The sequence below is a fragment of the Streptomyces sp. JJ66 genome (assembly GCF_019303495.1).
Taxonomy (GTDB): Bacteria; Actinomycetota; Actinomycetes; order Streptomycetales; family Streptomycetaceae; genus Streptomyces.
Genome location: NZ_JAEVFI010000011.1, coordinates 1 through 12,534 on the forward strand (window position 1 = coordinate 1; position 12,534 = coordinate 12,534).

Sequence of the window (12,534 nt, forward strand, 5' to 3'; positions counted from 1 at the left end):
AGGCGATCTTCGTAATCCATCGGAAACGATCTTCACTCGCCAGGGCGTAGATGAGATCCGCTCATTTCACTCGTCAGCAATCCAGCAGACCCGACCCCCTCGGCCGACACGAACTGGCCCTCCTGACCCTCAGTACGGCCCTGCGTTCCGCCGGTCTGGATTGGTACGAGCAGGGCGACGTGTGGGCGAAGATCGCCGCCCAGCGCAGCGGTGGCACCCCACCCTCCCCGCGGCTGAAGGCCGCCGTTCACCGACTGATGACCGTGGACGTCAGTCCATCCAGCAACCTCATCCGAGACGGCCGTCTTGCGACTCTGAGCGGCTGGATCAACACCTTCGACACCCTCGGCCGCCGACTGGCCGACCTCAACCGCCGGGGGGAGCTCGAACGCGGACTGCGCGCCGTCCTCGCACACCACGCCATCTTCCACTTCAACCGCCTGGGCCTCTCCCGTGCAAACCAGCACACCCTGTCAACACTGGCGAAAGAAGTAGTCATGGGGACGGGCGACAGTGCCGCAACCACCCCCGCCATGGCCTCGCCGACCCCTATGGTCAGCGGCGTGAACAGTGAGCCCATCGACGACAAAGACGCCGACCGCCTCCGCGCCCAACTCATTGACCGCCTAGTCGAAAGCGGCTCGGTGCACACTTCCCGGGTGGAAGACGCCATGCGCACGGTGCCGCGTCATGTCTTCGTCCCCAACGTCCCGCTGGAGAAGGCGTACGGAAACGCTCCGGTCAACGTCAAGCACGACGAGAGTGGCGCGTCCATCAGTTGCGCTTCTCAGCCCGACATCGTTGGCATCATGCTCGAACAGCTCGAAGTCGAGACGGGACACCGGGTACTCGAACTTGGCGCAGGCACCGGCTTCAACGCGGGACTTCTTGGCTACCTCGTGGGACACACGGGCCACGTCACGACGATCGACGTGGACGACGACCTCGTGGAAGGTGCCCGGGCCGGGCTCGTCGCCGCAGGCATCGACAACGTCGAGGTGATCATCGGGGACGGGGCGCTCGGTTACGCCGACAACGCCCCGTACGACCGCATCGTGGCCACGGTGGGCGCCCATAGTGTGCCGCCCTCCTGGCTCGACCAGCTCGCTCCTGGCGGACGTCTCCTCACCCCTCTTCGCCTCCGCGGCAGCGTCGCCCGATCGATCGCTTTCGAGCAGGCCAATGACGGGACATGGCAGAGCATCGGTTCCGAGATGAACACCTTCATGCCGCTCAGGCAGGGCATCGCGGACGACCCGCGACGCTTCGTGAAACTCACGGACGACGGCTCAGTGACCCTCGTGACCAACAGGGACCAGTCCGTGAACGCCGAGGCTCTGGCAGGCGTGCTCACACAGCCGCGCACCGAGGTGTGGAGTGGCGTGCTCTTCCGCGGACCGGAGTCGGCCGAGTGGATGGAGCTGTGGCTGACCTGCGTGATGCCGAACGGTCTCAGCCGGATGCCCGCCACGCGGGAAGCCATCGAGCGGGGCGTGGTTGCCGCCCCATACGCCAGCTCGACCGCTGCCTTTGAGAGTGACACGCTTACGTACCTGACCCGCCGAACCGCCGCCGAGAAGGCACCGGACGGCGCCACCCTGTACGAGTTCGGTGTCGTTGGACACGGCCCTCAGGCCGCCTCGCTGGCTGCCCGGGTCACAGAACAGATCCGCGTATGGGATCACGACTTCCGGGGACACGATGTGGCGTTCGCGATCCAACCACTCGATGCCGCGCCGCCCGCGACCGGGTCCGGCCGCTTCGCCTTCGACAACCCGCTCAACCGTCTGATCATCGAGTGGCACTGAAATGGACGCCAGCCAGATAGCACGGCGATTCCCGCTGGTTCCCCGTCCGCGGCCCGCGTCTCTGCCGCTCACCGAACGGGTGCAAGAGATTCACGAGCTTGCCCGGACGGCAAAGCAAAACGGTGAACTTGCCATCGCTGCCGCGGCGCTGAATCGGGCAGCCTTGATCGCGAGCGACTGCGGGTTGCCCGACCTGGCCCGTGAGCTGTGCTGGCGCCACGCGGAGATCTTCCTGTGTGCCCAGCCCCTGGGCACACAGGAAGCGCGGTACGCGCTAGAACCCCTCGTCAACCTTGCCCGCCTGAACATCCGAGGCGGCGACGGGGAAGGCGCTTACCACCTGCTGGACACCCTGAACCGGGCGGTGAGGCAGCAGGTGGACGCGGTTATCGGGGGCAGCGCCGTTTCCTTCCGGCGTCTGACCAAGACGGCTGAAGACCGGAGAGCGGTCTGTCGGTGGCTGTGGACGGTCCTGCTGGGTGACGGCACACGCGCTCTCATCACGGCTGGCCAATGGGAACGCGCACGGGAACACGCCGGGCAGCACAAGGGGATCGGTCGTCGTCTCTTCGACGGCCGACAAGTGACCATCGTGTCACTGTGTCTCGAAGGGGACCCGGCATCGGCACTGAGGACGCTCGAAGGGAGCATGCCGGGCGAAGCGTGGGAGCAGGCCGTCGCTGCTTGTCTAGCGCTGCTATGCATTGCGACGGCCGGGTTATCAACGGCGGAGGCGGCCCCGACGGCAGTGAGGGAGTACAAGAACCTCGAAGCCACCCCCGAGTTGGTCGTTTTCCGAACGCGCCTTGGGCTCACCGCGCTGGACCTCTGTCCGGAAACGAGCCGTGTCGAGACAGCCTCCCGCATTATCCGCGACGTGGTCGCCTCCGGCGACGGATTCGTCGCGCGGGAGACCCTGGCGCACCCGGCCTGCTTCGAGCAGATGAGCGCGAGAGACCGTGCCCTGCTCTCCGAGGCTGTCTCCGTCGCTGGCCTGGGGCGAGGCAGCATCACGTCAGAGCTGCGACGGACTCTTCTCGAAGCGGTGGCGGTGGGAAGTGCAGCGGCAGAGCGAGCCCTTCGCGCTCATCCATGCCGTCGGTGAAGCTTGCTGGGCCGGTTGCTGTTAGAGGGTGACATACACCACAGGAAAATGTGCGATGGCGGGGCAACTGGGCCATTCATCCGCTTTCTCGTCCGAGTAAGGGTTGCCTGAGCATTTCGATGGTCACAGAAGCGTGCTGACACGGTGCTGTGCTGGCCTTACTGTCGGCCCTGCCGTGCGGCGCGGAGACGACCGAGAGCGCGCTCCGGCATGTGAACGTTTCCCGCGACGACGCCTATGAAGAGGTCACCCATGCGTATTCGCCGTGCAGTTGCGGCCGCCGCCGCCACGGCTGTCATCGCCCCCGCCGCGATCCTCGCGGCCCCCGCCGCCTACGCGACGGACGGCACCAACACGACTCCCACCGTCGAGCAGACGGAGCAGCCGAAGCCGGAAACCCCGGCCGGGCCGGGGACTCCGGAGGTCGAGGAGACCGAGAAGCCGAAGCCGGAGACCCCCGCCAAGACCGAGGCCCCGGTCGAGGAGGAGACCGAGAAGCCGGAGGAGGAGAAGCCGGCTGTCGAGGAGACGGAGAAGCCGAAGGGCGAGACCCCCGCCGAGGAGAAGCCGGAGGAGGAGAAGCCGCAGAGGGTGGTGACGCCGAAGCTGGAGGAGCCCCCGGGCGGCGAGATCATCCCGGAGGCGTGCGAGGACGCCGACTTCCAGGCGACCCTGTCCGGCTTCCCGAACACGATCGTCGCGGGCTCCGGCTGGCATGAGTTCACCCTCAGCCTGGACAACACCGACGGGGAGAAGCTGGACAAGGTCATTGTGGCCTCGGCCGTCCTGGGCGAGGACTCCGAGCAGTGGAGCGACCTTCCGGGGAAGAACTCCGCGATGGAGTACTTCGACCCCGAGGCCGGGAAGTGGAGCGCGGAGTTCTCCAAGGGGGGTTTCCTTGCCGGAGCGGTGGATCTCGGCGCCGGCCAGACGGTGAAGGTCAAGCTGCGCCTCAGCGTGTCCAAGGAGGCCAAGCCGGGGGCCGCCGAGAGCTACGCGTCCGGCGTTTACAGCGACGGGGGGAACTGCGCCCTGCACAGCACGTACTACCCCTTCAAGGTGCTGGCCCCCGGTTCCTCGGCCGGTGACGCGGGCGACTCGAAGCCGCAGGGTGGCAAGAAGCCGGTGGACATGAAGCCTGCTGGTGACGTCAAGGAGACGGGTGACGAGCTGGCGAAGACCGGTTCGGATTCCCAGCTCCCGGTGTTCGCGCTGGCCGGTGCGGCCGCCGTGGCCCTCGGTGGCGGCGCCCTGTTCGTCGTGCGCCGTCGCAAGGGCGCCGACTCGGCTGCCTGAGCACCGGGTGCCGCACCGCCAGGCGTCGATGCGGTAGCTCGGTAGGCCGTGCGGGTCCGGTCCCCCCGGGGGAGGCCGGACCCGCACACGTGGGGCACGCAGCCGACGGCACCTGGAACTCCGGCTGCCTCAAGCGGCAGCCGGAGTTCCGCTGTGAGGGGACGACTCGCAGGCTGGGCGGAAGGTTGTACGGGGCGCGATAACGGTCGGAGCACAGTCACAACAGCGCCACCTGTGAGATAGGGCACAGGGAAAAGTGGGAGGCGTGGGCAACTGCGCCGGGTTGCCCGTTTTGCCACCCGGCCGGGTGACGCATGGGCGTCCGGGGCTCGCCAACACCAGCTGACAGGGCGTTTATTTCGGCCTTACTGTCGGTCCTGCCGTGCAGCGCGAAGACGAACCAGGTGCTCGCGCTCCGGTACCTACCTAGCGCTTGCTTCCTGTGACTGACGCCTATGAAGAGGTCTCCCATGCGTATTCGCCGTGCAGTTGCGGCCGCCGCCGCCACGGCTGTCATCGCCCCCGCCGCGGTTCTCGCGGCCCCCGCCGCCTACGCGACGGACGGCACCGACACGACCCCCACCGTCGAGCAGACGGAGAAGCCGGAGCCGGAGACCCCCGCCAAGCCGGAGACCCCGAGCGAGGACCCGAGCAAGAAGCCGGAGCCGGAGACCCCCGCCAAGCCGGAGACCCCGGTCGAGGAGCCGACCGAGAAGCCCACGCCGGAGACCCCGGGTGAGGAGCCCTCCGAGAAGCCCAAGCCCGAGACCCCGGGCGAGGAGCCCACGGAGAAGCCCAAGCCCGAGACCCCGGGCGAGGACGATGACTCCGAGGGCGACGACGACACCGAGCTGCCCGGTGACCTCGACGAGAACATCGGCGACCTGTGCGAGGCCGACTTCGACGTGAAGCTCTCCGGCTTCCCGAACAAGATCGTCGCCGGTTCGGGCTGGAAGGAGTTCACCCTCAGCCTGGACAACACCGACGGTGAGAAGCTGACCGAGGTCCTCCTGGGCGCGTCCGTCCTGTACAAGGGCGAAGACGAGTACGAGAGCGACCTGGCCGCGAAGTACGCCGAGATCGAGTACTTCGACCCCAAGACCGGTGCCTGGGTGGACGAGTTCTCCGACGGCGGCTTCGTCGCCGGCGAGGTGAACCTCGAGGCCGGGCAGAAGGTGAACATCAAGCTGCGCGTCAGCATCTCCAAGGCCGCTGAGCCGGGCGCGGCCGTGGCGCTCGCCTTCGGTGTGTACGCGGACGAGGACAACTGCTTCTACGACGAGCAGTGGTACAAGTTCGATGTCCTGGCCGCGGGTTCCTCCACCGGTGACGTCAACACCCCGAAGCCGCAGGGTGGCAAGAACCCGGTGAGCGTGAAGCCGGCCGGTGACGTCGAGAAGATGTCTGGTGAGCTGGCGCAGACCGGTTCGGACTCCAACCTGCCGATGTTCGCGCTGGCCGGTGCGGCCGCCGTGGCCCTCGGTGGCGGCGCCATGTTCCTCGTGCGCCGTCGCAAGGGCGCCGGCTCGGCTGCCTGAGCCCCCACCCGCCAGGCGTCACCTGACGGTGGCGCGGTGACGCGGTAAGCCGAAGGACCCGGTCTCCTGCCAGGAGGCCGGGTCCTTCGCGTGTGCGCGGAGTACAGGTCCCCGCGTCAGCGTGTCTTCGGCGGCACCGGTGGCACGGGGAGGACCGGCAGGCGCAGGGCCGCGAACGCGGAGGACGGGACGGCCGGGTTCTGCGGCGGCACCGGGGCCAGCCGGACGTAGGGCGTGCCCTGCCGCGGACGCGGGTCGGCCTCACCCTTGTTCGGCCACAGCGCCATCGCGCGTTCCGCCTGCGCGGTGATCGTCAGCGACGGATTGACGCCGAGATTGGCGGAGACCGCGGAGCCGTCCACGACGGTGATGCCGGGGTGGCCGTAGAGCCGGTGGTAGGGGTCGATGACGCCCTGTTCCGCGTCCGCGCCGATGGGGCAGCCGCCCAGGAAATGCGCGGTCAGCGGTGTCCCCATGACCTCGCCGATGTTCGTGCCCGCGAAGCCGTGGATCTCGTCCGCGAGGTGCCGCGCGGCCTCGGCACCCTCGGGGATGTGCAGCGGGTTGGGCGCGCCGTGGCCCTGCCTGGCGGTCAGCAGCCCCTTGCCGAGGCCCTTCTTCTTCCGGTACGTCGTCAGCGAGTTGTCCAGCGTCTGCATGACGAGTCCGATGATGATGCGCTCGGACCACTTGTAGTTGGACAGCGAGCGCGTGAACATCAGCGGGTGGCGCAGGCAGGTGAGGACGTGGGCGAGCACGCGCGGCAGCTTCGTGCCGTGCCGCACCTGGGTCGTCGTCAGCAGGCCCATCGCGTTGGAGCCCCGGCCGTAGCGGACGGGCTCGATGTGGGTGCTGTCGTTCGGGTGGATGGACGAGGTGATGGCGACGCCACGGGTGAAGTCCAGCTCGGCGTCCTTGCCCCACCTGCGGCGGTAGCGGCCGTGGGTGGTCTGCGCGCCGACGAGCGCTTCGGAGTTGGTGCGGGTCAGCTCACCGAGCCGGCCGGAGACGCGCGGCAGCAGGCCCGCGTCGCGCATGCGGTGCAGCAGCGTCTGGGTGCCGTAGGTTCCGGCGGCGACGACGACCTGGCGGGCGCGCAGGACGCGCGGCGTGGCCCGGCGCCGGTCCGTGGGCACGGTGGCCACCGCGAAGCCGTCGCCGTCCTCCCGGATGCCGCGCACGGTCGTCATGGGGTGGACGACGGCCCCGGCCTTCTCCGCGAGGTAGAGGTAGTTCTCGCCCAGGGTGTTCTTCGCGCCTTCGCGGCAGCCGGTCATGCACGCGCCGCACTCGGTGCACGCGGTGCGCGAGGGGCCCGCGCCGCCGAAGTAGGGGTCGGGCGCGGGCGCGCCGGGCGGGGCGGTGGCGGAGCCGTCGGCGTCCTTGCCGTCGCCGAAGAAGACGCCGACGGGCGCGAAGTGGAAGGTGTCGCCGATGCCCATCTTCTCGGCGGCGGCTTTGAGGTGGACGTCGGAGGGCGTCATCGTGGGGTTGAGCCGGACGCCGAGCATGCGCTGGGCCTGGTCGTAGTAGGGGCGCAGTTCGTCCTGCCAGTCGGTGATGTGGCCCCACTGGCGGTCCTGGAAGAAGGCGGGGGGCGGCACGTAGAGGGTGTTGGCGTAGTTGAGCGAGCCGCCGCCCACCCCGGCGCCTGCCAGGATCATGACATTGTTCAGCAGGTGGATGCGCTGGATGCCGTACAGGCCGAGCGCGGGCGCCCACAGGTAGTTCTTCAGGTCCCAGGAGGTCTTCGGCAGCGTCGCGGCGTCGAAGCGCCGCCCGGCCTCCAGGACGCCGACCCGGTAGCCCTTCTCGGTGAGCCGCAGCGCCGCGACGGAGCCGCCGAACCCGGAGCCGACGACGAGCACGTCGTAGTCGTACCGGGCGCCGGCGGCGGGGGCCGCGCCCGGCGGCGCGGTGGGGACAGACGCGTCCTGGGACACAGGGACCTCCGAACGGAATGCGGTACGGGACGGCCGGAAGCCGCCAGCCACCGACGTGGCCGACAGCCCCCGGCGGGGGTGTCGGCGTCGTTCAGCGGACGCGGAGCGCCTTGAGCGCGCGCAGGGAGCGGGACATGAACGCCGCGAACTGCTCGTCGGACATGCCCAGCGAGGGCGCCAGCGGCAGCAGCCGCTGTTCGGCGACGGTCTGCGCCTCGGTGTACTTCACGATGCCCTCGGCGCCGTGGCGGCGGCCGAGGCCGGAGATGCCCATGCCGCCCATGGGCGCGGACACGCTGCCGTAGGCCGCCGCGTAGCCCTCGTTGATGTTGACGGTGCCGGTGCGCAGCCGGGCGGCGACGGCCCGCGCGGCCCGCGCGTTGGTGGACCAGACGCTGGAGTTCAGGCCGTACGGGGTGCCGTTGGCCAGCGTGACCGCCTCGTCGGTGTCGCGGAAGCGGTAGACGGAGACGACCGGCCCGAACGTCTCCTCGGTGCAGACGGCCATCGGCTCCTCGACGCCGTCCAGGATCGTGGGCTCGTAGAACAGCGGGCCGACGTCAGGGCGGTGGGTGCCGCCGGTCAGCACGCGGGCGCCCTTCTCGACCGCCTCCGCCACATGCTCGGTCACCACCCGCAGCTGGCTCTCGGAGACCAGCGAGCCCAGGTCGGCCCCGTAGGCGAGCCCGGCGCCCAGCCGCATGGCCTGGGTGCGGGCGACGAAACGGTCCAGGAACGCGTCGGCGACCGACGCGTGCACGTACAGCCGCTCGATGGAGATGCACAGCTGTCCGGCGGAGGAGAAACAGGCGCGCACGGCCCCGGCCGCGGCCTGGTCCAGGTCGGCGTCGGGCAGCACGATCATCGCGTTCTTGCCGCCCAGCTCCAGTGAACAGCCCACCAGCCGCGCGCCCGCCCGCTCGGCGACCTCGCGCCCGGTGCGGGTGGAGCCGGTGAAGGAGACGTAGTCGCACCGGTCCACCACCGCGCGGCCGATGACCGGGCCGTCACCAAGCACGACCTGCCACACCTCGCGCGGCAGCCCAGCCTCGATCAGCACCTCCCGGGCCCACAGGGCGGTCAGCGCGGTCTCGGTGTCCGGCTTCATGACGACGGCGTTACCGGAGGCGAACGCGGGCAGCGCGTCCCCGACGCTCAGCTCGAACGGGTAGTTCCACGGGGTGACCATGCCGATGACGCCGCGCGGGTGGCGCAGCTCGCGGGCGCGGGTCAGCGCCGGGATGGCGCCCAGGTGCCGCTTGGGCGCCAGGTACGCGGGGGCCTTGCGGCCGTAGTGCCGCGCGGCGACGCACACCGAGCTGACCTCCTCGTAGGCGTGCAGCCGGGTCTTGCCCGTCTCCAGCTGGATGAGGTCGAGGACTTCCTCCTGGCGGCGCAGTACCAGGTCGTGGAAGCGCAGCAGCACGGCGGCCCGCTCCCGCACCGGCCGGGCCGCCCACGCCGCCTGCGCTGAGCGGGCACGCTCGAAAGCGGTGGTGACGTCCTCGGGCGTGGACTCGGGCAGGTCGGCCAGCTTCTCCCCGGTGAGCGGGCAGTGGCACCGCGTCTGCCCCGCGCCGACGACCTCACGGGTGAGACGGGCGACGAGTTCGGGGGTGACGACGTCGGCAGCGCGGCGGACATCCGCCGGAGCCGGGGCGACCGGATTCGTGTGCTGGGAGTCCGTCATAGGGGGAGGGTAAGCCTGCGGGCGCATCGGCGGTACCCGTCGGTAACTCATTGTCCAGAATGTGCCACTGATTACTGGCGTGGATGTGGCTGGTGGGGGCTGACGGGACGGGCGGGGCGCGGTGTGCTCCGGCGAGCGGGGCTGGTTCCGGCACCGGCTGTGCGGTGAGTCAGCCCCGTTGTGGTGCTCAGCCCGTCGTGGTGGGGCGGTCCCGTCGCGGTGGGGGGGTCCCGCCGTGGTGGTCAACCCTGTCGCGGTGGGTCAGCCGGTGGCGCGGTAGGTGTCCACGAGCTGGGAGAAGTGCGCGTCGATGTCCGCGCGCCGCTCCTCCGGGCCGCGCAGCAGCACCACGTGGTACGTCGAGCCGAGCAGCATCGCGCGGTTGCGGGCCAGCCGCCGCTCACCGCCGGACTCCCACAGGAACTCACCCTCGGCCATCGCCGTCTCCCCCACGGTGATGCTGCGCACCCCGCTGACCGTCTTCCACCCGGTGGACTCGCGATAGTCCGACAGCTCCGGCTCGTCGCCGAGCTGGTATGCGCGCGGGTCGGTGCCGTAGCGGTCGGCGCCGTCCCGGCCGGGGACGACGATCAGCTCCAGGCCGTCACCGCTGTAGCGGACCTGGCCCGCGCTGGTCTGGCCGCGCGCCCAGCCCTCGGGCACGACGATCTGGAACCCGGCCGGGTCGCGGCGCAGCTCGTACCCCTCGGCCACGGCGGGCTCCTCCGCGCCCGGGTCACCGGACTGCGGCCGCTCGCTGTTCCCCGGCTCCGTCGGCTCACCCTCCTCGCCCGGCTCCGGGGACTGCCGCTGAGGTGGTGCGGCGTCCTCGGACGCGGACGGCGCCGGGTCGGAGGGGACCTCGCCGACGGAGCCACGGCGGTTGCGGTCGGACGGATCAGCGGGCGGCATCAGCAGCACCGCGACGCCGACGGCGACGACGAGTCCGGCGAACACCAGCCCGAGCAGCAACGCGCCCAGCCGCCGTGGGCTGCGACCCGGTTTCCGGCGTGCCCCACGGCGAGCGGAAGCCCGGTCGGCACCCCGGGACGCCAGGTGGTCGGCGGGATGGCCCACGGGATGATCGGCGTCCCGGGCGCGGGACGGGGAGGCGGGCGCGGCAGCGGGGTGCACACCGGGGCGGTCGGCCCGCCGGTTGCGGGCACCGCGGTGTCGGCGCCGCCCGGCCGGAGCCGGCTCCCGCACCGGCCGCCCGCGTCGCCGGAAGCGGACCAGCTCACCGCGCAGCCGCAGGATCGGCAGGCGACGCGGATCGGCGCGGCGTCCGGCGGTCAGCGCGTGCGCGGTGACGACGTTGCGGCCCGCGTCCGGCTCCGGCGCGGAGCGGATCAGCGAGCGCAGCCAGCCGCTCAGCTCCTCGAACCGGGGGCGCTCGGTGGGGTCCTGACGCAGCAGCGACTCGATCACCGGGCGCAGCGGACCGCACTCCTCGGCGAACGCGGGCGGCTCCGCGCACACCAGCTGCACCAGTTCCACCGTGCTGTCCTCGGGGTAGGGCGCGTGACCCTGCACGGCGCGGAACAGCAGGGCGCCGATCGCCCACAAGTCGGCGGCGGCGCCCACCGGCGGGGCGAGCCGCCAGTTCTGGTACACCGGGCCCGCCTGCTCGGGCGCCCAGCGCTCGGTGACCGGACCGACCATCGTCATCCGGGCCTGCCGGGCGCGCTCGGCGGCCAGCGCGGTGGCCGGACCACGGTACCGGGGGTCGCCTACGGCGCCGTCCGGTTCGCCGTTCGCACGGCCGTTCGCACGGCCGTCTGCGCCGCCCTCCGGATCGCCGTCCGCACCGCTGTCCGGTTCGCCGTGTAGCGGCTCCGGATCGGCCCAGGAGCGGGGCGGGGCGGCGGGGTCGTGGTCGGGGTTCCGGTGCGAGGGCGCGCCGTACGCGTCGTGGGGGCCGGTGCCGTAGGGGTGGGAGTGCGGGGCCGGGTCGTGCGGGTCGCGCTCAAAGCCGAGGTGGGCGTAGGGGTGCGGCTCCAGGTCCTCCGGGCGCGGGTCGTCACCGTCGTACGGGGTCGCGGGGACGACGTCGGGGTCGTCTGCGTAGGCGAACTCCGGGGGCGGCGGCGGCAGATCGGGGGCGCGGAAGGGCGGGCCGGGCTTGTCGCCGCCCCACGGGCCGTACCGGACACGGGTGTCGTCGTGCTCGGGGTCGGACTCGGTGGCAGGGTCGGGGTCGGTTGCGGAGTCGGGGTCGGTTGCGGAGTCGGGGTCGGTTGCGGGGTCGGGCTCGGTTGCGGGGTCAGGCGCGGGCCGCTGCGCGGGCTGTGCCGCGTAGTCCTGCGCCCGGCCAGGTTCGAGAACGGGGCCGGGGTCGGGGCCGGTTTCCGGGCCGGGTTCGGGGTGTGCGGGGGCGCGGGCCGGGACGGTCCCGGCGGCGTAGCCCGGGCCGCGTCCGGTGTGGGCGGGCTCGTCGGGGGCGGCCGGGTGGTACGGGTCCTCGTCGTCCGGGGCCATGGGGCCATCGGTGGGCAGCGGGTCGTAGCCGCACAGGGCTTCCTCGGCGGCCGCGGAGGCCAGACCGGTGAGCAGGGCCCGCCCGTCGTCGCAGACGAGCACCGAGCGGGCGGTGATGTTGCGGTGCGTCCAGCCGTAGGTGTGGACGGCGCTGAGCGCGGCCAGCAGGTCGGCGGCGATCTCGGCGGCGCGGTGCGGCGTCAGCGGCGCCTGGGCGAGCACCGCCGCCAGTGGCTGCCCGGCGACGTACTCGCTGACGATCCACAGCCCGTCGTCCTCCACGAAGACGTCGAACACCTGGTCCAGGCGCGGGTGGTCCGGTATGCGCGCTGCCGTCAGGGCCGCCTCCACGGCACGGCGCACGGCCGGGTCGTCCGGCTCCCGGGTGGCGCCGCGCGGCCAGCGCCCGCCCGGTTCGCCCAGCACCTCCGCCTCGACGACCTCCGGCAACGGCACCTGGCGGACGACAACTTCCTGCCCGCTGGCGGTGTCGTAGGCGATGGCCTCCCGCAGTTCGTACTCCTCGGCGGGTGGCCGGGGCAGGCGGTACCGGTCAGCCAGCAGCCGACCCGCGAACTCGTCCACGACGCCTCCCCACACGACACATCACACGGGACCGCTCCGCACCGGCCGGGTGGCGGATGCGCACGGTTCCCGGTCTCTCACGATACGTGCC

Annotated in this window: 7 protein-coding genes; 4 read left to right on the forward strand and 3 right to left on the reverse strand. The window is 71.3% G+C overall.

Annotated elements, in window-relative coordinates; translation table 11 throughout:
* Positions 1–50 precede the first annotated feature (50 nt).
* The 4 genes from fxlM to JJV70_RS23210 all read left to right on the forward strand — a co-directional run bounded on the left by fxlM (position 51) and on the right by JJV70_RS23210 (position 5,747).
* Positions 51–1,808: a methyltransferase, FxLD system gene (fxlM, locus tag JJV70_RS09655; protein WP_219047412.1), complete on the forward strand. Its 1,758-nt coding sequence runs from the start codon at positions 51–53 to the stop codon at positions 1,806–1,808.
* Between the two features lies 1 nt (position 1,809).
* Complete coding sequence (locus tag JJV70_RS09660; protein ID WP_219047413.1) at positions 1,810–2,913, forward strand: hypothetical protein; 1,104 nt, start codon at positions 1,810–1,812, stop codon at positions 2,911–2,913.
* A 252-nt stretch (positions 2,914–3,165) separates the two neighbouring features.
* On the forward strand, positions 3,166–4,209 hold the full coding sequence (locus tag JJV70_RS23205; RefSeq protein WP_219047414.1) for an LAETG motif-containing sortase-dependent surface protein: 1,044 nt from the start codon (positions 3,166–3,168) through the stop codon (positions 4,207–4,209).
* A 470-nt stretch (positions 4,210–4,679) separates the two neighbouring features.
* Positions 4,680–5,747: an LAETG motif-containing sortase-dependent surface protein gene (locus JJV70_RS23210; protein WP_219047415.1), complete on the forward strand. Its 1,068-nt coding sequence runs from the start codon at positions 4,680–4,682 to the stop codon at positions 5,745–5,747.
* A 116-nt stretch (positions 5,748–5,863) separates the two neighbouring features.
* Here the strand turns inward: JJV70_RS23210 and JJV70_RS09675 are convergent, their stop codons facing one another.
* From JJV70_RS09675 to JJV70_RS09685, 3 genes are all read right to left on the reverse strand, one after another.
* Positions 5,864–7,690, reverse strand: a complete 1,827-nt coding sequence (locus JJV70_RS09675; RefSeq protein WP_219047416.1) for a GMC family oxidoreductase — start codon at positions 7,688–7,690, stop codon at positions 5,864–5,866.
* A 91-nt stretch (positions 7,691–7,781) separates the two neighbouring features.
* Positions 7,782–9,380: a succinic semialdehyde dehydrogenase gene (locus JJV70_RS09680; RefSeq protein WP_219047417.1), complete on the reverse strand. Its 1,599-nt coding sequence runs from the start codon at positions 9,378–9,380 to the stop codon at positions 7,782–7,784.
* Positions 9,381–9,641: 261 nt separating this feature from the next.
* The gene (locus JJV70_RS09685; protein ID WP_219047418.1) at positions 9,642–12,443 is read right to left on the reverse strand and encodes a protein kinase; all 2,802 of its coding nucleotides are present in this window, start codon (positions 12,441–12,443) and stop codon (positions 9,642–9,644) included.
* Positions 12,444–12,534: the final 91 nt, after the last annotated feature.